Source organism: Geobacillus thermoleovorans, from assembly GCF_001610955.1.
Taxonomy (GTDB): domain Bacteria; phylum Bacillota; class Bacilli; order Bacillales; family Anoxybacillaceae; genus Geobacillus; species Geobacillus thermoleovorans.
The window spans coordinates 2,708,185-2,730,879 of record NZ_CP014335.1; the positions used below are offsets into that span (position 1 = coordinate 2,708,185).

The 22,695-nt window shown below is 54.8% G+C and carries 17 protein-coding genes and 1 other annotated feature; of the genes, 8 read left to right on the top strand and 9 right to left on the bottom strand.

The genetic code is table 11. The features are described from left to right. Window positions 1-46: 46 nt before the first annotated feature. The 4 genes from GT3570_RS13675 to ezrA form a co-directional block, all read right to left on the bottom strand. Window positions 47-250 carry an alpha/beta-type small acid-soluble spore protein gene (locus GT3570_RS13675; protein ID WP_011232268.1) on the bottom strand — a complete coding sequence of 68 codons (204 nt, stop codon included), beginning with the start codon at window positions 248-250 and terminating at the stop codon, window positions 47-49. An 81-nt stretch (window positions 251-331) separates the two neighbouring features. Next, complete coding sequence (gene thiI, locus GT3570_RS13680; RefSeq protein WP_011232269.1) at window positions 332-1,537, bottom strand: tRNA uracil 4-sulfurtransferase ThiI; 1,206 nt, start codon at window positions 1,535-1,537, stop codon at window positions 332-334. Between the two features lie 4 nt (window positions 1,538-1,541). Then, window positions 1,542-2,687: a cysteine desulfurase family protein gene (locus GT3570_RS13685; protein WP_011232270.1), complete on the bottom strand. Its 1,146-nt coding sequence runs from the start codon at window positions 2,685-2,687 to the stop codon at window positions 1,542-1,544. 378 nt (window positions 2,688-3,065) lie between these two features. Beyond that, on the bottom strand, window positions 3,066-4,769 hold the full coding sequence (ezrA, locus tag GT3570_RS13690; RefSeq protein WP_011232272.1) for a septation ring formation regulator EzrA: 1,704 nt from the start codon (window positions 4,767-4,769) through the stop codon (window positions 3,066-3,068). 195 nt (window positions 4,770-4,964) lie between these two features. On the opposite strand from ezrA, the gene hisJ reads away from it, so the two are divergent. Together hisJ and GT3570_RS13700 are read left to right on the top strand one after the other, a co-directional pair. Further along, window positions 4,965-5,789, top strand: coding sequence for a histidinol-phosphatase HisJ (gene hisJ, locus GT3570_RS13695; protein WP_011232273.1), 825 nt, complete (start codon window positions 4,965-4,967; stop codon window positions 5,787-5,789). Window positions 5,790-5,881: 92 nt separating this feature from the next. Further along, window positions 5,882-6,358: a GAF domain-containing protein gene (locus tag GT3570_RS13700; protein WP_011232274.1), complete on the top strand. Its 477-nt coding sequence runs from the start codon at window positions 5,882-5,884 to the stop codon at window positions 6,356-6,358. 55 nt (window positions 6,359-6,413) lie between these two features. Here the strand turns inward: GT3570_RS13700 and GT3570_RS13705 are convergent, their stop codons facing one another. Further along, on the bottom strand, window positions 6,414-8,273 hold the full coding sequence (locus tag GT3570_RS13705) for a sensor domain-containing diguanylate cyclase (protein ID WP_021322106.1): 1,860 nt from the start codon (window positions 8,271-8,273) through the stop codon (window positions 6,414-6,416). 276 nt (window positions 8,274-8,549) lie between these two features. Here GT3570_RS13705 and GT3570_RS13710 point away from each other — a divergent pair, with 276 nt between their 5' ends. Both GT3570_RS13710 and rpsD read left to right on the top strand, forming a co-directional pair. Continuing rightward, window positions 8,550-9,917, top strand: coding sequence for an ISLre2-like element ISGsp3 family transposase (locus tag GT3570_RS13710; protein WP_062898392.1), 1,368 nt, complete (start codon window positions 8,550-8,552; stop codon window positions 9,915-9,917). A 383-nt stretch (window positions 9,918-10,300) separates the two neighbouring features. Continuing rightward, window positions 10,301-10,903 carry a 30S ribosomal protein S4 gene (rpsD, locus tag GT3570_RS13715; protein ID WP_011232276.1) on the top strand — a complete coding sequence of 201 codons (603 nt, stop codon included), beginning with the start codon at window positions 10,301-10,303 and terminating at the stop codon, window positions 10,901-10,903. Window positions 10,904-10,949: 46 nt separating this feature from the next. Here rpsD and tyrS read toward each other — a convergent pair whose 3' ends face one another. Continuing rightward, window positions 10,950-12,209: a tyrosine--tRNA ligase gene (gene tyrS, locus GT3570_RS13720; RefSeq protein ID WP_062898879.1), complete on the bottom strand. Its 1,260-nt coding sequence runs from the start codon at window positions 12,207-12,209 to the stop codon at window positions 10,950-10,952. 50 nt (window positions 12,210-12,259) lie between these two features. Continuing rightward, window positions 12,260-12,484 (bottom strand) — a binding site (T-box leader). A 155-nt stretch (window positions 12,485-12,639) separates the two neighbouring features. Between tyrS and GT3570_RS13725 the strand changes: the two genes are divergently transcribed. Next, window positions 12,640-15,390 carry a transglycosylase domain-containing protein gene (locus GT3570_RS13725; RefSeq protein WP_062898880.1) on the top strand — a complete coding sequence of 917 codons (2,751 nt, stop codon included), beginning with the start codon at window positions 12,640-12,642 and terminating at the stop codon, window positions 15,388-15,390. 355 nt (window positions 15,391-15,745) lie between these two features. On the opposite strand, the gene acsA is transcribed toward GT3570_RS13725, so the two are convergent. Then, window positions 15,746-17,461, bottom strand: a complete 1,716-nt coding sequence (gene acsA, locus GT3570_RS13730; RefSeq protein ID WP_011232280.1) for an acetate--CoA ligase — start codon at window positions 17,459-17,461, stop codon at window positions 15,746-15,748. Window positions 17,462-17,635: 174 nt separating this feature from the next. Here acsA and GT3570_RS13735 point away from each other — a divergent pair, with 174 nt between their 5' ends. From GT3570_RS13735 to GT3570_RS13745, 3 genes are all read left to right on the top strand, one after another. After that, a complete protein-coding gene (locus GT3570_RS13735) occupies window positions 17,636-18,268 on the top strand; it encodes a GNAT family N-acetyltransferase (protein ID WP_011232281.1) in 633 nt (210 codons plus the stop codon). A gap of 92 nt (window positions 18,269-18,360) precedes the next feature. Further along, window positions 18,361-19,005, top strand: a complete 645-nt coding sequence (locus GT3570_RS13740; RefSeq protein WP_011232282.1) for an acetoin utilization AcuB family protein — start codon at window positions 18,361-18,363, stop codon at window positions 19,003-19,005. Next, window positions 19,002-20,171 (top strand): acetoin utilization protein AcuC, encoded by a 1,170-nt coding sequence (locus GT3570_RS13745; RefSeq protein WP_062898881.1) that lies wholly within the window; start codon window positions 19,002-19,004, stop codon window positions 20,169-20,171. Before GT3570_RS13740 ends, GT3570_RS13745 begins: the two co-directional genes overlap by 4 nt. Before the next feature lie 163 nt (window positions 20,172-20,334). On the opposite strand, the gene ccpA is transcribed toward GT3570_RS13745, so the two are convergent. Continuing rightward, window positions 20,335-21,327: a catabolite control protein A gene (gene ccpA / locus GT3570_RS13750; protein WP_023633315.1), complete on the bottom strand. Its 993-nt coding sequence runs from the start codon at window positions 21,325-21,327 to the stop codon at window positions 20,335-20,337. Between the two features lie 202 nt (window positions 21,328-21,529). Continuing rightward, the gene (locus GT3570_RS13755) at window positions 21,530-22,612 is read right to left on the bottom strand and encodes a bifunctional 3-deoxy-7-phosphoheptulonate synthase/chorismate mutase (RefSeq protein WP_011232285.1); all 1,083 of its coding nucleotides are present in this window, start codon (window positions 22,610-22,612) and stop codon (window positions 21,530-21,532) included. Between the last annotated feature and the right edge of the window lie 83 nt (window positions 22,613-22,695).

Genomic DNA, 22,695 nt, shown 5'->3' on the forward strand with positions numbered 1-22,695 from the left:
GAAAGCGGCGGGGAATGCCCCCGCCGCGTAAGCCATCATTATGAAATTAGAATTGGCGTGCGCCGCCCAATTGTTGCTGCGCCATGGCTACGAGACGTTTCGTGATCTCGCCGCCGACCGAACCGTTGGCGCGCGAAGTCGTGTCAGCGCCTAAGTTCACGCCAAATTCTTGAGCGATCTCATATTTCATTTGCTCCAGCGCTTGTTGCGCACCCGGAACAAGCAGTTGATTGCTGTTGTTGCGTGCCATCTGTTTTCACCTCCTTGTACCTATAGAATGTGTGAAAACAGATGGCGATATGCAGCGATGCTTTTTGGTAAATTTTGAGATTCAAAACAGCTCGGCAAACTCATCGCCCTGCCCTGTTTCTTCATCAATGACGAGCGTTTCTGTGTCATTGACTGCCTTTTCCAGAAGCGGAGCGAGGTCGAGCTGGCTCTCATAATGGAACACTTTTTCTTTTTTTGGCTTCGTTTTCGGCGCTCTTGGCGTAAAAATGGTGCAACAGTCTTCATACGGAAGAATGGAAATATCATGTGTGCCGATTTGCTTCGCCAGCTCGATAATTTCAAGTTTATCCATCGAAACAAGCGGGCGCAAAATCGGGGTATTGGTCACCTCATTGATCACGTACATGCTTTCTAGCGTCTGGCTCGCGACTTGGCCGAGGCTTTCGCCTGTGACAATCGCCAACGCCCGCTGGCGGCGGCGCAGCGCGTCGGTGATCCTAAGCATCGCCCGCCGAGTGGAAATGAGCGAGTACTCGTTCGGAACTCCTTGATAAATGGCTTGCTGCACTTCCGTAAACGGCACGATGTGAAGCTTGATTCTCCCGCCGTATGTCGTCAACTTGCGCACGAGGTCAATCACTTTTTGCTTCGCCCGTTCGCTTGTAAACGGCGGGCTGAAAAAGTGGACGGCCTCGATTTCCAAACCGCGCTTCATCGCCAAATAACCAGCAACCGGGCTGTCGATGCCGCCGGAGAGCATGAGCATCGCCTTGCCGCTCGTTCCGACCGGCAGGCCGCCGGCGCCGAAAATGTCGCGGCACGTGACATATGTCCCGTCTTGGCGCACTTCAATGCGCACGTCAATATCCGGCTCGCGCACGTTGACCCTAAGCCCGTCCGTCTGCCGCAAAATATGCGCCCCCACCTCGTAGTTCAGCTCGTCGCTTCGATACGGAAACTGCTTATCGACGCGGCGGGCGCTCACTTTAAACGTTTTTCCTTTGTATGGGAGCTGGCGGACGGCGGCGAGCGCCGTTTCCTTAATGGCGTCCAGATCGTTTTCGCACTTCATCGCCAGGCTGAACGAATGAATGCCAAAAACGGTTTTCAGCTTTTCGATGATCGGTTCATGCGGCTCGCCGTTTAATAAAATGTACATTCGGTCGCGCATATATTCAATCTGAATCCGCTCGAACGCCTGCAGTTTGCGGGCAATGTTGTTTTTAAGACGCCGGACGAAGATGTTCCGATTTTTTCCTTTCGTCGTCATTTCTCCGTAGCGGATCAAAATGCGGTCATAGTTCATCATCTTATTCCGTTACCTCGCTTAATGTTTTGATCGCCTGCTTGATCGCTGCCACCGCCGGCGCGATTTCTTCCCGGCTGTTGTCAAACGACAAGCTGATGCGAATGCCGCGCTCGGCTCGGTCTTCACCAAGCCCCATGGCCAAAAGCGTCTTGCTCGGCGCCTTTTTTTTCGATGAACAGGCTGACGTCGTCGAAACGTAGATTCCGCTTTTTTCCAGTTCGTGAACAAACACTTCCGGCTTCACGCCGCGCTTTAACGAAAAGTTGATGATATGAGGAGCGGCGCCATCGCGCGGCGTGTTGATCTCGATGTCTGGAATCGCCAAGAGCGCTTCAAGCCACTCGTCTTTCAATGCTTGAAGCCGGCCGATGTCCCGCTCGTAGCGCTCGAGCGCCAAGCGAAGCGCCTTCGCCATCGCGACGATGGCGGCGACATTTTCCGTTCCGGACCGAAGCTGCCGCTCCTGCCCGCCGCCGGCAATCAACGGCGCCAAGCGGACGCCTTCACGGACGTAAAGCAAGCCGGCGCCGCGCAATCCGTGAAATTTATGCGCCGATATCGTGCATAAATCGACACCGGCTTGCTTCAAGTCGAGCGGCACTTTGCTGATCCCTTGCACCCGATCGACGTGAAACAATGTTTTCGGATAGCGGGACAAGAGGGCGCCGATTTCTTCGATCGGCTGCACCGTGCCAACTTCGTTATTGACGTGCATGACCGACACGAGAATCGTATCGTCGCGCAGCGCGCGTTCCACTTGCTCAACCGATACCCTTCCTTCGCGGTCGACCGGCAAGTACGTCACCTCAAAACCAAGCTCCTCAAGCTGGCGGCACGGTTCAGCGACAGACGGATGCTCGATTTTCGTCGTAATGATATGCCGGCCGCGCCGCTGATATTGCCAGGCGACCCCTTTGATGGCGAAATTGTTCGCCTCCGTTCCGCCGGAGGTAAAAACGATTTCGTTCGGCTTAACGCGCAGCATGGCGGCGATTTGTTCACGCGCCTGCGCCAAAAGCCGCTCCGCCTTCATGCCCAGCCCATGGAGCGACGACGGATTGGCAAAATAGTTCGTTGCGACGGCGACGAACGAATCGATCACCTCGGGAAATGGTTTGGTCGTCGCACTGTTGTCAAGATAAATCATCGCTTCCATCCTCCGCTCATTGTCGGCAAAATATCGCTGTACATCGTCCATCTTAACCAAAACAGGCGCCAATCGACAACGAAAACACACCGTCATTTACATTATTCACCAAAAACCCATTGAACAATCTCCCACCTGCGCTTAGAGGTGGGAGATTCTTGGGAACACCCGCCCCACGGCAGGCTGTCAGCCAAGCCATCCCCGTGCGTCCCACGGTTTGGCTGCCTTACGAAGACAGCAAACGAAGCCCCTCATTCAAGATATTCCGGGCGGCGTTCTTGTTCGAGGGAAGAGGCAGAAAAGCTTGTGTTCAGCCATATGATTCTGTGTTTTTTAGGTAAAATAATGGATAATCAATACTCGTGATCGGGTGGTTTATCACTGTTCGCGGCTGTTATCCTCCTGCCATAATTTCTGCACACGGTCAAACGCGCCCGGCTCGACTTCTTCAACGGCCGCCACCGCTTGCCGGAGCGCCTCCTCATAATCATAATGGCGAAATAAAAATTCGGCTTCTTCCAGCCCTTTGCGGACCGCTGGATAGCGGCGTCGGTAGCGGTTGCCGTATTGAATCGTCCGCTCCGCCAGCGTCGCCTGTTCGATCATTTCCACCGTCCGCTCATACAACCGTTCCACAGCCGCTTTCGCCTCCTCCAACGCTTGGTCGACCGCCGGCATGTCAAGCGGCTTTTCTTCAAGACGCGCGGCAACGGCTTGCAAGCTGCGTCTCGCTTCCGCCAATTCAAGCGCATACGGTTCAGGCAGCCCCGGCAGCCGGCTTTTTTGCACAAGGCGGAGCGCCTCGGCCAATGTTTTTCTCATGCCGTCAAGCTTTTCGCGGGCGATCAATTCGTCTTTGCGCAGCGTCTGCAGCATCGTTCGAAACTGTTCATGCTCTTCCTTCATGAGGTCGATCTGAGACACAAGCTGCTCAAGCTCCTCTTTCAGGAGCGAATACGCTGTTTTCGCCTCGGCAACGCGGTCTTGAATGAGAAAAAACCGCTTTTGCAACTGGTGCAGCTGCTTTTCGATGCTCCGGTACTTTTCGAGGTCGCTTGGCGCCAAATGGTAGCTTTGCTGGACGAACAGCGCCTCGGCCTCGGTTTCCTTCGCCTCGGCGGCGAGCTCCTGAAGCATGCCGCTGAGGCGCGGCATTTCCGTTTGCACATATTGATGCGCGAGCACTTCGTTTTCGAGCAAATCGTAGAGCGCGTCGATCTCTTCTTTCAGCTCAGCGACAATCTGCTTCGCTTCTTCGATGCGCAGCTCATGGATCATGGCCAGACATTGCTCGATTTTTTCCCGTTTTTCCTGAAGCGTGCGCTCCATGTGCAAATGGTCAAGGATGTATCCGCGCTCTTCCATCTCTCGATAGCCATCAGCCAACTCAGCGAGCTGAGCTGGCAACGACGTTTGGCATTCGCCAAGAAGTTTGGGAATTTCTTCCATCATGGCTGTGAGCCGGCCGAGCTCTTCCTTCAGTGTCAGAACCACATCGCGCGCCGCCAAATAGTTGCCGGCTTCCGTCAATTCGGCAAACCGCTGAAACTGCTTTTCCGCTTCCGTTAAACGGACGTCAAGCAAGTCGGCAGCCGAACCGAACGTATAACGGTAAGCAAGCAGCGCCTTTTTCGCTTCCCGGTGAGCCGCACGCAGCTCCTCGATCTCCGCCCGGCTTTGTTCCTCGCTGCCGATCAACTCATTCACTTCATGAATGATTTCATGCACTTCTTCCTCAAGACGACGCAATCCGTCGGCGATCTGCCCAAGCAGCCGGCGCGCCTGCCGGTAGCGGTATTTGTCGAGCAGCCGCTCCGCGTCAAACAGCTGTTCTTCCACATTCGGCAGCTTCACTGCCACAATGTCGTCCCATTGCTGGCGCCATCGTTCAAACAGCTGCTCCGTCTCCCCTGTCATATTCAGCTGTTTCACTTTCGCCAGCTCATCCGGCACCGGCCGGTTCATCAAGTTGATTTTCCATTCCTCGAGCCGATCGATTTCCCGGTACATCCGCTTCCGGTACACATGATTATATATGATTGCCCCCGCTCCGAGGAGCAGAACGATCCATGCCATTCCCATCCGCTGATGCCCTCCTTGCATTCAAGCTACTTCTATCGAACAAACGAAAATAGCGGAGAAGGCAAAAATATATGTTTTTCAATGTTTTTATGATACCATGTTAACGACATTTTTTGACCAAAATTTTTATTTTTTTTACAAGAATCTTCACTATTTTTGCTATGATACATAAGGAAGAAAGGAGGAAAATCGATCATGCGCGACGGGCATATTCATACGCCGTTTTGTCCGCACGGAAGCCAAGATCCGCTTGAGGCCTATGTAGAGCGCGCGATCGAACTGGGCTATACCGACATTTCCTTTACGGAGCATGCCCCGCTTCCTGAGCGGTTTATCGATCCAACGCCCAACCAGGACTGTTCGATGAAGCTTAGCCAGCTTGAGCGCTATTTGCACGCCGTCGCTGAGGTGAAAGCCCGCTACCGAAACGACATTGCCATCCGTGTCGGGCTCGAAGTCGATTTTATTCCTGGCTTTGAGGAAGAAACAACCCGCCTGCTCGACGAGGTCGGCCCGCTGCTTGACGACAGCATTTTATCGGTTCACTTTTTGGCCCACGAAGGGCAATATGTATGCCTTGATTACAGCGAAGATATGTTCGCCGACATCGTCCGCTTGTTCGGATCGGTCGAACGCGTCCACCGCGCCTACTACGAAACGGTGCTGCAATCGATCCGCACGGAGCTTGGCCGCTACAAACCGAGACGCATCGGCCATATGACGCTTGTGCGCAAGTTCCAACGCCGTTTCCCATGCTTGGAACCAATGGATGAGTGGATTGTTGCCATTCTCGATGACATCAAGCAGTTCGGCTATGAATTGGACTACAACGGCGCCGGCGCCGCCAAACCGCTCTGCCTTGAGCCGTATCCGCCGGGCGGCGTGATCGCCGAGGCGCGGCGGCGGGGCATCCCAATCGTCTACGGATCCGACGCCCATCGCGCCGCCGACTTGCACCAAGGACGGGAGAGGATGGACCGCGAGGCGCTTTCGGTTGACAACCGCCCGCAGCCGTCATAAAATAGGCGAATCAGCCATTTCCCTGCTTGCATCCTGCTGGATGTTGAGGCCAGAGTCCTGCTCCAACCATGATGAAAAAGGAGGCTAGTTCTATGTTTCGTCCCATGGCTTACAACGGAACACGCGAAGAAAATTACGCGCTCGTCATCGAACAGCTGAAATCGCTCATTTCCGGGGAACCCAACTTCATCGCCAACTTGGCGAACGCAGCCGCCTTGCTCAACCAGTTTTTCACCGACATCAATTGGGTCGGTTTTTATCTCGCAGACGGCGAGGAGCTTGTGCTTGGCCCGTTCCAAGGCTTGCCGGCATGCGTGCGCATTCCGTTCGGCAAGGGGGTGTGCGGCACGGCGGCCGCCAAACGGCGGACGGTGGTCGTTCCAGACGTTCACCAATTCCCGGGCCATATCGCCTGCGATGCGGCGTCTCAATCGGAAATCGTCGTGCCGCTCATCAAAGACGACCGCGTCATCGGCGTTCTTGACATCGACAGCCCGGTGAAAAACCGCTTCGATGACATCGACCGCCGCTACTTGGAGCAGTTTGCCAGCGTGCTCATTTCCGCCTGACGAAAAAAGCGCACCAAGCGCGAAGAAGGAATCCGCTTGCTCGGATTCCTTTTTTTTACACCTTATACAAATGACAGTCATCGTGCACAAAAATGCAGTTTTTTCCCGTCTCTTTTGCCATATAAAGCGCGGCGTCGGCTCGTTTGAACAGCTGTTTTGCATCCTCGCAGCCTTGGCGCTCCCACCATGACACGCCGCACGAAACGGTCACCGTCGGAATCGTTTGTTCTCTGACTTTTTCTGTGATGCGGCGGGCAATCGAAATGGCGTCAGACAGCGGCACTTTCGGCAAATACACCGCCAGCTCTTCCCCGCCCCAACGCGCCGCCACATCGCCATCGCGAATGTTGGCGCGCACCGTCTCAGCCACTTGGACGAGCACCCCATCGCCCGTTTGATGGCCGTACACATCGTTGATTTGCTTAAAGTTGTCAATGTCAAACAAAATGAGCGCCCCGGATGCATCGGATCCCATGGATGTTTGGATCACCTCGTCCAAGTAACGGCGCGTATGCAGCTTTGTCAAATAATCGGTGACTACCATCTTCTCGAGCTCTTCGCGCAGCATCGCGTTCATAAACGCCAGCGTTGAATGTTGAACGAGGGATTCCAAGAGCTTAAACATCTCAAACGTAAATCGGTATGGCTCGCTGGCGAGCGCAATGCACAGTCCCTTCGTTTCCTTGTTTTGCTGCATCGGCGCCGCCATGATGGAACGAAACGAACCGAAAGCGGACACGCATACATCACCGGCAAATAAAATGTCATTTCCGCTTTGGCGCCGCTTTTCCACCCATTCGATATAGGGCTCGGACCGATGGTCGAAAAAAAACGGCGTGCTGCCTGGCAAAAGCTCCCGCTTGCCGTCGGCAAACAAGAAAAAACCGACTTCATCCGCGCCGAACGATTGTTGGATTTGCGATACCATGTACTCAATGGCTTCATGAAGCCGCGGCCGGGCGTTCAATTGGCGCATTGTGTCGTTGATCAGCTGCAAATCGGCGACAAGCCGGCGCGACTGTTCATACAACTTGGCGTTCTCAAGCGCGCTTCCAGCCGTGCTTGCCAGCAGCGAAATAAAATGAATCTCTCGTTTTGGAAATGGCGCAGCGTATGGGGCGATAATTTCAATCACCCCATACACCGCCTGCACCCCTTTAATCGGGGCGTACAGCACCGAGCGCGGCGGCGCCTCCATCTCCTCGCATTGCACTTGTCCAGTCAAAAACGCCCGCAACGCCGCCGTCTGTTTTTCCCTTTCATCCAATACAAGCGTTTTAATCGGCAAATTTCCGCGCAGATGGTTGTCATGCGACAACAGAAGGTGGTAGGTGAATGATGGATAGACGTTTTGCAGCGTGCGGATAATTTCTTCAAGCACAACATCGATATGCATCGAGGAATGAATTTTTGCGGCAAAGTGATGCAGCTGTCCATACCGTTTCTCTTCGCCCTCTCCTTGCAGCACCGCGCTAAGTTTCCGAAACAATCGCGCCAAATCCGTCCGGATCTCCCACAACAACCGCTCGTCAAAACCGCCATCTTTTCGATACATCAGCTCGACCATCGCCGGCGTCTCATCGGAAAGCATGAAAAAGAGCCGGGCCGCCATATGCGGCCCACCGGCATCGACAACAGCGACTTTCCGCTCTCCATCAGCCGCGATCGGCCCAGCGTCCGGCGTCCCAACCGCGGCCGCTTCCGGATAAAAGGCAGCCCGCACCGGGTCGTACAAATAAAAAACGGCTTGCTCGAGCGCCAGCTCTTCTTTTAGCAGCGCGAGCAACTCGCCCGCCGCCGCCGAAAACGGCCCATCGTCCTGAAACGCTAAAAACCAGTGGAAAAATTTTTGTTTAAATGATTCATACCGCTTCATTTCTTCCTTGTTCATCGCCTTTTCCACCCAAACCGGCATCATCATTCCAAATGAGAGAATGGGATGACAAATTTTTTCTAAAAATTGCATCTTTTATTATATCATACAAATAGAGAAGAAGGGAAAGTGTGAGTAAAATATTTGTGGGTGACATTCCGAAATGATCCCCGACGAGGGTTGCGAACTTTTGTTCGCGACGCTCGTCGGGGCCACCAAGCGAAGCGCGGTAGAAAAAGCAAATGTCGTGAAAAAAGGACTCTCTCCCTGCTATGATGGTGATTGGCAAACCAACCGAAAACAGGAGGGAGAGAGTCCATGAAACATCTTACCACAGAATGGCCCCTATTAAAAGAGTTGGAGGAACAATTAGTCAGAACTCTTCAAAAGGTGTTCGCTGTCTTGTTGGCGGCCCTTTTGGAGGAGATTGATCAACAACTGGCGGAAGCGCGGGACAAGCGCCGGTATCAGCTGAAAGACAAACGGCCGACTACGATCCAAACGCTGTTTGGAGAAGTGACGTTTCGACGGAACTACTACTATGACCGGCAAACGGGGAACTATACCTTCTTGCTGGATGCCGAATTAGGCTTTGATGGGGCCCGATCGATCAGTCCTTGCCTCGAGGAAACGGCGGTCGAGTTGGCCGTAGAGTGCTCTTCCTACCGCAAAGCGGCCCGTACGTTGGAGTCGATCGTGGGGTATGCGGTCATGAGCCACGAGGCGATTCGCCAACTGGTGCTGGAGGCCCCTGTCTCGCTGCACCGCCCTGTTTCCCAACGGCACGGCCGGGTGCTGTTTGTGGAGGCGGATGGACTGTTTATTTCCCGCCAGGGGAAAGGGAAACGGGCGAAAGAAGAGAAAATCCTGGCGGTTCACGAGGGATGGAAACGAAACGGTTCGCAGCTTGAGCTCGTGAACCGGCGCCACTACCTCCATGAAGGGGAGGGAGACGTGTGGGAACGGTTCGAAGAGTGGCTGATGAACGAATATGCCTATGATCCGTGCCGGGACCTGTTGATCATCAACGGCGACGCGGCGTCGTGGATCACGGCCTGCCGGGAGTATTTTGGGAAGCGGGCGTGCTTTCAGCTGGATCGATTTCATGTGGCGCGGGAGCTGCGTCAGTGTCTGTCCGGCCACCCGCGTTGGCGGGAGGTGCGGAAGAAGCTGGCGAAACAAGACGAGGAGGGGCTTCTGGTGGAGCTGAACAGCGCGGTCGGCACGTTGGAGGACGAAGCGAAAGAGAAGCAGATGGCTGCCATGATCCGCCGGATCGAGTCGATGCCGGGATGCATCCGGGACTATCGGGAGTGGCTGTCGGAGCAAGGGGTGGAGACGACCGGCATGCGTCCGATGGGTCACGCCGAGAGCGTGATGAGCCGGTTTGCGCATCGGGTGAAATCCCGCCGCAGCTGGAAAGACCAAGGGCTTCGGGCGTTTCTGAGGGCGATGGCAGCCCGAATCGACGGGATTTGGCGGAGAAATGGGCAGTTGGTGGAGGAAGAAGAGACCCGAACGGCAGCCTCGGCCTCGACGAAGTCCAAGCGGGTTGAACAGGCCAAACGGAAGGCAGGACGGTTATGGGCAGATGTGGTGCGTCAGAATCTACCGTGTCTGCAGCGGTCATCCGGGACGCCGATCCATCAAGCGTTGTCGGCGCTCCGGGATGGTGGTTGGGTGTAAAAAAATGGAATATCGTATCATCGCCTCAAGATGAGGGACGAGAGTCCGAAAGCGCTTACGATATTAATTCCTGAAAATGGTTCGCTAACTAGTGATTGACAACGCCCGTAGTGAACCGAAAAAATGTTCTCCACAAAGTCTTGACTGACTCGAAGGGAAACAAAATGTTGACTTTATCCTCTAAAAATCATATAATAGCCTTTGTGTAAAATATAGCAGCCTTTGTGCCCACCTTTATGGTTCATTTTGTTCCTCGACCCGCCGAGGTGCATCGTGTAACTCTTAGCTGCGAGAGCGAGGATGCATGAAAACAAAATGGCCATAATTGTTGGCGCACATCTGCTTTTATTTTACGGGAATAAAAGCGTAAGGAGGAGCAACGAATGGCTCGTTATACTGGCCCAATGTGGAAAATTTCCCGCCGCCTTGGCATCTCGTTGAGCGGCACGGGGAAAGAATTGCAAAAACGTCCGTATCCGCCTGGCCAACATGGTCCGGGGCAACGGCGGAAATTGTCGGAATATGGCTTGCAGCTGCAAGAAAAACAAAAGCTGCGCCATATGTACGGCGTGAACGAACGCCAATTCCGCAAAACGTTTGAAGAAGCAGGCAAAATGCCGGGCAAACACGGCGAAAACTTCATGATTTTGTTAGAATCGCGCCTAGACAACCTCGTCTATCGCTTAGGGTTGGCCCGCACGCGCCGTCAAGCCCGCCAGCTCGTGACGCACGGCCACATTTTGGTCGACGGCAGCCGTGTCAACATCCCGTCGTACCGAGTCAAACCGGGACAAACGATCGCCGTTCGCGAAAAATCGCGCAACTTGCAAGTGATTAAAGAAGCGCTCGAAGCGAACAACTACATTCCGGATTACTTGACGTTCAATCCGGAAAAAATGGAAGGGACGTACACCCGCTTGCCGGAGCGTTCCGAACTGCCGGCGGAAATCAACGAAGCGCTCATCGTCGAGTTCTACTCGCGTTAAGGCGCAAAAAAGATCCGAAATGCCGATGCATTTCGGATCTTTTTTCTTAGGCGTAGCGAATCAAATAATACTTTTTCTTCCCGCGGCGGATGACCGTAAACCGCCCCTCAAGGCGGTGTTCAGCCGTTAATATGGCTCCGACGTCTTGAAGGCGCTCGCCGTTGACGTAAATGGCGCCGTTTTGGATGTCTTCGCGCGCTTGCCGCTTCGATGGCGAAATGCCGGCAGAAACGAGCAGCTCGACAAGCGGAACGTCGCCTCCTTCATGAACGAATGACGGCACATCTTTGAACCCTTGCTCAATTTCCGCCGCTGTCAAATTGGCAATGTCGCCGCTAAAGAGCGCTTCAGAAATGCGAATCGCTTGCCTGAGCGCCTCTTCGCCGTGCACGAGCTTTGTCACTTCCTCAGCAAGCGCCTTTTGGGCCGCCCGCTTCTCTGGGGCTTCACGAAGCTCTTGTTCAAGCGCTTCGATTTCCTCTTTTGACAGGAACGTAAAGTACTTCAAGTAGCGGATCACATCGCGGTCGTCGGTGTTGATCCAAAACTGGTAAAACTCGTACGGCGATGTTTTCTCTTTATCGAGCCAAATCGTGCCGCTTTCCGTTTTCCCGAATTTCGTGCCGTCCGCTTTCGTCACAAGCGGGATCGTCAAGCCAAACGCCCGCGCCTCGCCTTTCGTTTTGCGAATAAGCTCAAGCCCTGCCGTGATGTTGCCCCATTGGTCGCTCCCGCCGATTTGCAGGCGGCAGCCTTCCGTCTCGTACAGGCGGAGAAAATCGTATGCCTGCAGCATCATATAGCTGAACTCGGTAAATGAAATGCCCGTCTCGATGCGCGATTGCACCGACTCTTTCGCCATCATGTAGTTGACGCTGAAATGCTTGCCCACATCGCGCAAAAACGTAATGACATCCAGCGGCCCGATCCAGTCGTAGTTGTTTTTGATTTTCGCCGGATTGCCGTCCGCTTCAAAATCTAAAAAACGGCCGAGCTGTTCTTTAATACGCGCGCTCCATGCCTCGACGGTTTCTTTCGCATTGAGCGTGCGCTCGCTTTTTTTCCCGCTCGGGTCACCGATCAACCCCGTCGCTCCGCCGACTAGGGCGATCGGCCGGTGCCCCGCCTGCTGGAAGCGGCGCAGCGTCAAAATGGCGGCCAAGTTGCCGATATGCAAACTGTCCGCCGTCGGGTCAAACCCGCAGTAGAGCGTCACCCGCTCCTCATTCAACAGCTTGCGCAACCCGTCTTCATCCGTCGTTTGGTTGACGAGCCCGCGCCATTGCAATTCCTCAAGCAAATCCATGTCCTTCACCTCTCTATAAATGTCATGCAAAAGAAAACACCCGCCCGTGATGAAGGGGCGAGTGTTCGTCGCGGTACCACCCTACTTAGAAAGCATGGTGCTTTCTCACTCATTTGGATAACGGCGCCGGCCGGCGGATGGCTACTAGGTGCCAAAAACGTTCGCCATCGCTGCTCAGGGAGGTAATTCACGCCTGCCTGTGGACTGGCTCGCACCGTCCGCCAGCTCTCTGCACCAGGGAGACAGCCGCTACTTGTTCCCATCATCGCTTTCTCATATGAAATATATACATTCTTATTACCATAGCGATGCGCTCGCTGTCAACTCTAACGCTTTTCGCACAAACGGCGAAAAATCGGCAAAATTCCACAATGCCTCCCCTTCCTATGGTATACTGATATATAATGACTTGCCGCATAGGGGGGCTGGCATGAAGCGAAACCAACTTTCCATTTCTCTTGAAAAAGCGTGGCATTATTTTTCCCTTACATACGATGTGGTTTGGAACGTCATCTTAATTTTGCTCATCGCCGCACTCTGCCTTGTCTGCTTTGCCATCGGCGCCGGTGCCGGCTATTTTGCCTTTTTGGTCAAAGATATGCCCGTTCCCTCGCCCGACGAGATGAAAAAGGAGATTTACCATTACGGCGAAACGAGCCACATGTACTTTGACCGCGGCGTATATTTAGGGCGGTTCCGGTCCGACCTTGACCGCGAGGCGGTGCCTCTTTCCGAGGTGTCGCCATACGTCGTGCAGGCGATCATCGCGACCGAAGACGAACATTTTTATGAACACGACGGCGTCGTTCCGAAGGCCGTCATCCGCGCCGTGTTTCAAGAGCTGACCAACTCGCCGGTCAAAAGCGGCGGGAGCACGCTTACGCAGCAGCTCGTCAAAAACCAGATGTTGACGAACGAGGTGTCGTTTGAGCGGAAGGCGAAAGAAATGCTGCTTTCACTTCGTCTGGAGAAATTTTTTTCCAAAGAAGACATTTTAGAGGCGTATTTAAACGTCGTTCCGTTCGGCCGCAATTCTTCAGGGCGCAACATCGCCGGCATCCAAGCCGCGGCCCAAGGCGTCTTTGGCGTCAACGCCAAAGAGTTGAATCTCGCTCAAGCGGCGTTTTTGGCCGGACTGCCGCAAAACCCGTTCGTCTACACCCCGTTTGCCGCTGACGGCAGCGTCAAATCGGATCTCTCGGCGGGATTGAAACGGATGAAAACGGTGCTGTACCGGATGAAACGGGCCGGCTACATCTCGGAAAAACAGTATAAGGAAGCGCTTTCCTATGATGTGGCGAAGCATTTGGCCGCCCCGAAGCCGTCGCCGTTTGAACAATATCCGTTTTTGACGATGGAGATTGAGCGGCGGGCGAAAGAGGTGCTCGCCGAGACGTTCGCCAAGCGCGACGGCTATAAGCCGGAAGAGGTGAAGCGCGACCCCGCTCGTTTCCGCCGCTATCTCGGCGAGGCGGAAAAAGCGTTGCGCCAAGGCGGATATCGGATTTATACGACGATCGACAAAAAGATTTATGAACAAATGCAGCGCATCGCCGCCCGCTACCCGTATTACGGAAGCGACAATGTGTATTACACCAAAGACAAGAAAACAGGAAAAATGATCCCCCATCGCCAACCGGTCGAAGTCGGGGCGATGCTCATCGAAAACAAAACGGGAAAAATCATCAGCTTCGTCGGCGGCCGCGATTATGGGCGCGAGCAGTTGAACCACGCCACCCAAGCGCACCGGTCCAACGGGTCAACGATGAAACCGCTCTTAGTATACGCGCCGGCGATGGAGATGGGCGTCATCCAGCCGGCGACGATCATTCCCGACTTGCCGCTTTCGATCGGTTCGTATACACCGAAAAACGCGGACGGAAAAACGCACGGGCTCGTCACGGCGCGCTATGCCTTGCAGCAATCGTTCAACATTCCGGCCGTTCGGACGTATATGAGAATTCGATCCCGCCATCCGATTGACTATTTGCATAAAATGGGGGTCACGAGCGTCGCCAAACAAGAAGAGGCCAATCCAGCTTTGGCGATCGGCGGGACGCACATTGGCGTCACGGTCGAGGAAAACGTCAACGCCTATGCGACGTTCGCCAATTACGGATCGTTCGTGGACGCTTACATGATTGAGAAGATTGTGGACAAAAACGGAAAGATCGTTTACAAACATCAAAGCAAACCCGTCCCGGTGTTTTCGCCGCAAACGTCGTACTTGATGATTGATATGATGCGCGACGTGCTTCACGGCGGAACGGCCTCGTCGGTGCCGCGCTACTTGACCTTTTCCGCCGATTGGGCGGGAAAAACCGGCACATCGCAAGACAAGCGCGATTCGTGGTTTATCGCCGTCAATCCGAACGTCACGTTCGGCGTTTGGATCGGCTATGACCGGCCGGCGCCGCTTGAGTCCCGCTACAAAGGGCTTTCCTACAGCCAGCGCACCCAGCTGTTATGGGCGCGGTTGATCAATGCTGCCTATCAAGAAAACCCGAAGCTCATCGCTCCGCCGAAGCGGTTTCTCATGCCAGGCGGCATCGTCCGCCGCGCTTACTGCGCCGCGAGCGGCTTCAGCCCGTCGGCCGCGTGCGAAAAAGCCGGGCTCGTCCGTTACGATCTGTACAATACGAAGTTTGCACCGCGGGAAGGAAGCGGCGAGGAAGTGATGGAAAGCCGGGTCGTCGTCATCGGCGGACGCCGCTATGTGGCGCTTGAGACGACGCCGGAAGAGTTTGTCACTCGCGAAGTGATCGTGAATCCGAAGCTTCTCGCCGATTGGGGGATCAACGGCGAAGGGCAGGCAGGCGATGCATCGCTCGTCTCCACATTAAAGGAAAACGGCCGTCCACCGGCTCCACCCGCCGCTCGGCTTGCAGGGGGCAAGCTCGTCTGGAATCGCCATAACGAGCCGGATGTCATCGGCTACCGCGTCTATCTAGTGAACGAAACGGGGGAACGACGCCTCGCCGCCGCTGTTAAAGCGGACGAGGCAGCCTCGTTTTCGCCGCTGCAGCCGGGCGCCGCGTACTGCGTCACTGCTGTGGACATCGCCGGACAGGAATCGGCGCCGTCGAACCTCGTTTCGCTGCCGTCCGCCTCGCCGCCCAATTCCGGTCATCAAAAGAGCGGCGAGCCGTCTTCTCCCCCGCCGTCGGGTGACGTGGAGTGACAAGGAGCTGACCCAAAAGATTGTCTTTCTTTGATTGGCTTTCTTTAGAAGATGCCATTCGTTTTGAATAAAGAGTTGGCGCGTATATATGGTGATCGAAAAGAGGGTGTCCCGATCCTTGTTGGGACACCCTTTCTTGTTTTGTGAAGATGGGGAAAGCACAACGATTTTCGCCAAATGGATGGTTCTTAAGCGAAGAGGAAACGGGCATGTATCAAGTTTTTCAAATGGAGAAATCACGCTGTTGGCCGCGTTTTCCGTTCCATCACCGTCTTTGCAGCCGCCCCGCTTCGGCCCCAGCCTGAAAAGAACAACAGCGCCTGGAACAGCGGATGTTCCAGACGCTTTTCGCTCATCAGTCTTCCATCGTCGACAAATCGCCGGTCGGCAAGTTGAGCTCCCACGCCTTTAGGACGCGGCGCATGATTTTCCCGCTCCGCGTTTTCGGCAGTTTGTCGCGGAACTCGATCTCACGCGGCGCGGCATGAGCGGCAAGCCCTTTTTTCACAAATTGGCGGATGTCTTCTTTCAGCTCCTCGGACGGCTCGTACCCTTCGCGAAGCGCGATGAACGCTTTGATGATTTCCCCGCGCACCGGATCCGGCTTTCCGATGACGCCGGCTTCGGCAACGGCCGGATGCTCGACGAGCTTGCTTTCGACTTCAAACGGCCCAACGCGTTCGCCGGATGTGTTGATGACATCGTCAACACGGCCTTGGAACCAGAAGTAGCCGTCTTCATCCATGTAGGCCGAATCGCCGGATACGTACCAGTCGCCGATAAAGTATGATTCATATTTTTGCGGGTTGTTCCAAATCGTTTTCATCATCGACGGCCAGCCTTTTTTGATGGCCAAGTTGCCCATCCGGTACGGCGGCAAGACGTTTCCTTGGTCATCAATGATCGCCGCCTCAACGCCCGGAATCGGTTTCCCCATCGATCCCGGCTTGATTTCCATGCACGGGTAGTTGCAAATGAGATGCCCGCCTGTTTCCGTCATCCACCACGTATCATGGATGCGGCGGCCGAACACTTTCATCCCCCAGCGGATGACTTCCGGGTTGAGCGGCTCGCCGACGCTCAAAATGTGGCGGAGCGAGCTTAAATCATATTTTTTCACGACTTCATCGCCGGCGCCCATCAGCATGCGGAACGCCGTCGGCGCGCTGTACCAGACGGTGACGCCGAAATCTTGGATCGTTTGATACCAAGCATCCGGGCTGAAGCGGCCGCCGACGATGACGCTTGACGCTCCGCACAGCCACGGGCCGAAGATGCCGTACGACGTCCCAGTCACCCACCCCGGGTCAGCCGTGCACCAGTAAATGTCGTCTTCTTTTAAGTCGAGCACCCATTTCGCCGTTTGATAGTGCTGAATCATCGCGTTATGGACGTGCAAAACGCCTTTCGGCTTGCCGGTCGAACCGGATGTGTAATGCAAAATCAAGCCGTCTTGGCGGTCGACCCATTCGATGTCGAAATGCTTGCTTGCCTCATTCATCCGCTTTTTCAAATCGATGTACGGCCCTTCCTCGACAATGCCGTCGCCGACCAAAAAGACGTACTTCAACTCCGGCAAATCGCCGACCGGCACGCGCGGCAGAAGCTCCGGCGTCGTAATGATCGCCTTCGCCCCGCTGTCTTCAAGACGGTCGCGCACCGCTCCTTCCATGAACGCCTCAAACAACGGCCCGACGATGGCGCCGGTTTTAATGATCCCAAGCACCGCAAAGTACAGTTCCGGAGAACGCGGCATGAACACGAACACACGGTCGCCCTTCTGAATGTCCGCCGCCTGTTTTAAGACGTTCGCCACCTTATTGGACATCTCTTTCATTTCTTTGAACGTATATTTCTCGTTCCGCACCGCGTCGCGGTAATAGAGCGCCACTTTATTTTTACGGAATGACTCAGCATGGCGGTCGATCGCCTCATACGCCATGTTGACTCGGCCCGTTTCATGCCAAGAAAACTCTTTCTCCACTTCCGACCATTGAAACTGTTTATATGTTTCTTCGTAGTTTTTCAAATTGTAGTCCCCTTGTATGACAGGAAGCCGTTCTGTGTTCATTCTCCGATCCCCCTTATGTAAGTGATTACATTTCTATTATAGTCGATTGAAAACCATTTCTCAATTTTTAAAATATTCCTCGTCCCCACTTTTTTGAAATTTTTTTGAACCGCACCAGCCGGCGCCGTTTTTATGTATAATGGAAGCAGAACGACCAATTCAGGTGGTGGACGAATGGAACATAAAAAAACGTATAACGCCAAAGAGCTGAAAACCCCGAAAGGAACGCTCCTCATCGAAGGGCCGGTGACGCCGGAAGCGTTGGCCAGCTATGAATTCCACCATGACCTCACTTCCTTCCGCCCGCCTGCCAAACAGCACAAAGCGTTGATCGAAATCGCCAAGCTGCCGGAAGGGCGGATCATCATCGCCCGCCGCGGCGAGGTGATTGTCGGGTATGTGACGTTTTTGTATCCTGATCCTCTCGAACGTTGGTCGGAAGGGAACATGGAAAATTTGCTCGAGCTTGGCGCCATTGAAGTCATTCCGGAGTTCCGCGGGTTTGGCGTCGGAAAAAATTTATTGATCGTCTCGATGATGGACGACGCCATGGAAGACTATATCATCATTACAACGGAGTATTATTGGCATTGGGATCTAAAAGGCACGGGGCTGAACGTATGGGAGTACCGAAAAGTGATGGAGAAAATGATGAACGCCGGCGGGCTCGTCTGGTATGCGACCGACGACCCGGAAATTTGCTCCCATCCGGCGAACTGCCTCATGGTCCGCATTGGCAAACGGGTCGACGCCGAATCGATTCAACGGTTCGACCGGCTTCGGTTTATGAACCGCTATATGTACTAGCTGAAATTCTCAGCTGTCCGGACGTTTGCGCCCGCCTTGCCGGTTGCGGGCGGCGCGCATAAAATGCCACGCACAAAGGGGAGAGGAGAACGATGCTTGTCGAACAAGTGATGAAAGCACCGGTTATCACGCTTCGCGCCACCAATACAATCGCCGAAGCGCTGCAGCTGCTAAGACATCACCGCATCCGCCATCTGCCGGTCGTCGACGAGGAAGGACGTCTTCTGGGGCTTGTGACGAGCCAAGATTTGCGCGACGCGAGCCCGTCCATTTTCCATCTTCATGAACATCTTGAAGACTTGCAAAAACCGGTCAGCACGATTATGAAAACCGACCTCATCGTCGGCCATCCGCTCGATTTCGTCGAGGAGGTGGCGGCGCTCTTTTACGAACACCGAATCGGCTGTCTGCCGATCGTCAATCACGGGAAACTCGTCGGCATCATCACGCAAACGGATTTGCTCCGCACGTTCATTGAATTGACCGGCGTTCACCAGCCGGGGTCGCAAATCGAGATCAAAGTGCCGAACGAAACCGGCATGTTAAGCAAAGCGGCGGCCATCATCAGCGAGCGCCATGTGAACATCGCCAGCGTCTTGGTGTATCCAGCTCCGGATCCGAATGAGAAAATTTTAGTTTTCCGCGTGCAGACGATGAATCCGCTTCCATTGATCCGCGATTTGCAAAACGCCGGCTATCACGTGCTATGGCCGAACTTGCCGGGGGTTACGTCATGAGCCGAAACTGCGCATTCGTCTATAGCGAGCAATTTCTTCAGTACAAATTTCATGACGACCATCCGTTCAACCAGCTGCGGGTCAAAATGACATACGACTTGCTTTGCACGCTCGGCGCGCTCGAAGACCGCCAGATCGTCGCCCCGCGCATGGCGACCGATGACGAGCTGGCGCTCATTCACGACCGCTCCTACATCGAGGCGGTGAAAGCGGCCGGGCGCGGCGAGCTGTCGGAAGCGGCGGCGCAAAACTACGGCCTTGGCACCGAGGATACGCCGATTTTCCCAAACATGCACGAAGCGAGCGCTCTTTTGGTCGGCAGCACCCTCACCGCCGTCGACGCGGTTCTTTCCGGAGCGGCCGAGCATGCGCTCAACCTTGGCGGCGGTCTGCACCACGGCTTCCGCGGCAAAGCATCCGGCTTTTGCGTCTACAACGACAGCGCGGTCGCCATTCAATACATCAGGGAGAAATACGGACTGCGCGTGTTGTACGTCGACACGGACGCCCACCACGGCGACGGGGTGCAATGGGCGTTTTACGACGATCCGAACGTTTGCACGTTTTCCATTCATGAAACGGGGCGCTATTTGTTCCCAGGGACCGGAAATGTCAACGAGCGCGGCTTAGGCGCGGGCTACGGCTATTCGTTCAACATTCCCGTTGATGCGTTCACGGAAGACGAATCATGGATCGCCGCCTATACGACCGCGCTTCGGGAAATCGCCGACTTTTTCCGCCCGGACGTCATCGTGACGCAAAACGGCGTCGACGCCCACTATTACGATCCGCTCACCCATTTGTCGGTGACGATGAAAACCTACCGCGCCATTCCGAAACTCGCGCACGAAATCGCGCATGAATATTGCGGCGGACGCTGGATCGCCGTCGGCGGCGGCGGCTATGACATCTGGCGCGTCGTGCCGCGGGCATGGGCGCTCCTTTGGCTCGAGATGACGGGACAAGCCGATGTGTCCGGCCCGCTGCCGGATGAGTGGCGCGAACGTTGGCAACCGCTTTCATCCGTCGCGCTTCCGCTTGAGTGGGACGACCCGGATGACTTGTATCCCCCGATCCCGCGCAAGGCGGAGATCAGCGAAAAAAATGCGCAAACGGTGGAAAAGGCGTTGTATTTCATTCGCAGTCAACGCCGGGCGGGGACTTGATTTTTTTTCATTTAAAGAAAACAATGGATTTCTACGTCCTGTTTTCCTAGTCAACTTCCGTTTTCACCGAAAAACGGGCCGACTGCAAGGCGATTGCAGCTGTCAAAAAAGAAATGGAGCAAAGCAAGCAAGAAGCTGGCCCCCGTGTTGAGGCCAGCTTTTTTCATTTCGTCGACTCCCGCACTTCAAGCCGGTGCGGCAAGACAACGATATGGTGGTCCACTGGCTCTTTGTTCATATACTTCGTCAAGAGCCGCATCGCCACCGCCCCGATGTCGTACATCGGCTGCACGACGGTCGTCAGCCGCGGCCGCACCATCGTCGCCAATCGCGTGTTGTCAAAACCGACGACTTCCAGTTCATCCGGCACGCGCACCCCGTGGTCTTGGGCGCTGTGGATGATGCCGAGCGCCATTTCGTCCGTGCCAGCAAACACCGCCGTCGGCCGTTCGGCAAGCTCTGTGATTTTCTCATACGCCTCCAAGCCGGAGTCGTACGAGTTGTCGCCCTCAATGACGAGCTCTTCCTCATACGGCGCGCCGTGTTCCTCAAGCGCGCGTCGGTACCCCGCCAACTTCCGCTGGTTGATCGGGTCATCGGTCGGACCGGTCACATAGACAATGCGGCGGTTTCCTTTTTCCAGCAAATACGTCACGGCTTCAAACGCCGCCTGCTCATAGTCGATGTTGACCGAGGGAATCTCGTTCGGTCCCATCGTCGCCGCAAGCACGATCGGCACCGACGACTTTTGAAATTCGGCGACGTGCTCATCGGTGATCGTCCCGCCCATAAACAACAGGCCGTCCACTTGCTTGGCGAGCATCGTGTTGAGCAAATGCAGCTCTTTTTCTTTGTTTTGGTCGGAGTTGCTCAAAATGATGTTGTACTTGTACATCGTGGCGATGTCCTCAATGCCGCGCGCCAGTTCGGCGAAGAAAATGCTCGAAATATCCGGGATGATCACTCCGACCGTCGTCGTTTTTTTGCTGGCGAGCCCCCGCGCCACGGCGTTCGGGCGGTAGCCGAGCCGTTCGATGGCCTCAAGCACTTTTTTTCTCGTCGACGGTTTGACGTTCGGGTTGCCATTGACGACGCGCGAGACGGTCGCCATCGAGACGTTCGCCTCCCGCGCCACATCATAAATCGTTACCGTCATTTTGTTTCACTCCTTTTCGCTCGATCCGATAACCGGTCAAATTCCGAATGTATGTACAACTATCATACGATACATTATCGCCAACTCGCAACGAAATCGCAACCATTTTGCCGGTTTGTTCACAAACCGTTCACGGGTAGTTTGCCCCAACACTCGCCATCTCATCAAAAAATCCCCTCGGGCAACAACCGAGGGGATCGTCTTACGCCTGAACAAACTGACGTTGGAACGCGCGCACTTCTTCCATAAACTCGTTGAATTGAGCGATGTCCATTTGCTGGGCGGAATCGGACAAGGCGACGGCCGGGTCCGGATGCACTTCGGCCATGACGCCGTCGGCGCCGATCGCCAAGGCCGCTTTGGCGCACGGGATGAGCAGATCGCGCCGCCCCGTTGAGTGGGTGACATCGACGAACACCGGCAAGTGCGTTTCTTTCTTCAAAATCGGCACAGCCGAAATGTCGAGCGTGTTGCGCGTCGCCCGCTCGTACGTGCGGATGCCGCGCTCGCACAAAATGATTTGCCCGTTTCCTTGTGACATGATGTACTCAGCGGCGTTGATGAATTCTTCAATCGTCGCCGCCAAGCCGCGCTTCAGCAAAATCGGCTTGTTCACTTGGCCGGCTGCCTTAAGCAGCTCAAAGTTTTGCATGTTGCGCGCGCCGATTTGGATGACGTCAATATAGTCCAAGGCGATTTCAATGTCCGCCGGGGTGACGATTTCACTGATGACCGCCAAATCAAACTCATCGGCGATCCGTTTCAAAATTTTCAGCCCTTCCACGCCGAGCCCTTGGAAATCGTACGGCGACGTGCGCGGTTTGTAGGCGCCGCCGCGCAGCAGCTTGATCCCTTGTTTTTTCACGGCCTCCGCCACCGCAGCGACTTGTTCATAGCTTTCCACAGCGCACGGGCCCATGACGAAATATTGATTGCCGTCGCCGATTCGCTCGCCTTTCACTTCAACAATCGTGTTTTCCGGATGCTTTTTCCGCGAGACAAGGAGCGCCTTGCGGTGGTCGTCTTCCTGCAGCTCGAGCGCTGCTTTAAAAATTTCCTTGAAAATGTGCTGCAGCGTCGATGTTTCAAACGGCCCATCGTTATGCTCGGAAATGAGATCCAACATTTTCCGTTCGCGCACCGGGTCGTAGCGGTGCGTCCCTTGCGCTTCTTTAATTTTTCCGATCTCCTGAACGAGCCGCCCCCGTTCATTGATCAGTTTCAACAGCTGCAAGTTGATCTCATCGACTCGCGCCCGCAGTTCGTCTAATCTCTCATTGCTCATGCTTTTCTCATCCTTTCGCCAAGTGTAGTGCATTGTTTTCGCCGCTTGCCGGCAAGCGGCGCCCCCGTCTTGGAGAGCGAAGT

Bases quoted from the DNA above. Each gene is read 5' to 3' on its own strand.
- GT3570_RS13675 (WP_011232268.1), bottom strand. From the start codon at position 250: ATGGCACGCAACAACAGCAATCAACTGCTTGTTCCGGGTGCGCAACAA.
- thiI (WP_011232269.1), bottom strand. From the start codon at position 1,537: ATGAACTATGACCGCATTTTGATCCGCTACGGAGAAATGACGACGAAA.
- GT3570_RS13685 (WP_011232270.1), bottom strand. From the start codon at position 2,687: ATGATTTATCTTGACAACAGTGCGACGACCAAACCATTTCCCGAGGTG.
- ezrA (WP_011232272.1), bottom strand. From the start codon at position 4,769: ATGGGAATGGCATGGATCGTTCTGCTCCTCGGAGCGGGGGCAATCATA.
- hisJ (WP_011232273.1), top strand. From the start codon at position 4,965: ATGCGCGACGGGCATATTCATACGCCGTTTTGTCCGCACGGAAGCCAA.
- GT3570_RS13700 (WP_011232274.1), top strand. From the start codon at position 5,882: ATGTTTCGTCCCATGGCTTACAACGGAACACGCGAAGAAAATTACGCG.
- GT3570_RS13705 (WP_021322106.1), bottom strand. From the start codon at position 8,273: ATGCCGGTTTGGGTGGAAAAGGCGATGAACAAGGAAGAAATGAAGCGG.
- GT3570_RS13710 (WP_062898392.1), top strand. From the start codon at position 8,550: ATGAAACATCTTACCACAGAATGGCCCCTATTAAAAGAGTTGGAGGAA.
- rpsD (WP_011232276.1), top strand. From the start codon at position 10,301: ATGGCTCGTTATACTGGCCCAATGTGGAAAATTTCCCGCCGCCTTGGC.
- tyrS (WP_062898879.1), bottom strand. From the start codon at position 12,209: ATGGATTTGCTTGAGGAATTGCAATGGCGCGGGCTCGTCAACCAAACG.
- GT3570_RS13725 (WP_062898880.1), top strand. From the start codon at position 12,640: ATGAAGCGAAACCAACTTTCCATTTCTCTTGAAAAAGCGTGGCATTAT.
- acsA (WP_011232280.1), bottom strand. From the start codon at position 17,461: ATGAACACAGAACGGCTTCCTGTCATACAAGGGGACTACAATTTGAAA.
- GT3570_RS13735 (WP_011232281.1), top strand. From the start codon at position 17,636: ATGGAACATAAAAAAACGTATAACGCCAAAGAGCTGAAAACCCCGAAA.
- GT3570_RS13740 (WP_011232282.1), top strand. From the start codon at position 18,361: ATGCTTGTCGAACAAGTGATGAAAGCACCGGTTATCACGCTTCGCGCC.
- GT3570_RS13745 (WP_062898881.1), top strand. From the start codon at position 19,002: ATGAGCCGAAACTGCGCATTCGTCTATAGCGAGCAATTTCTTCAGTAC.
- ccpA (WP_023633315.1), bottom strand. From the start codon at position 21,327: ATGACGGTAACGATTTATGATGTGGCGCGGGAGGCGAACGTCTCGATG.
- GT3570_RS13755 (WP_011232285.1), bottom strand. From the start codon at position 22,612: ATGAGCAATGAGAGATTAGACGAACTGCGGGCGCGAGTCGATGAGATC.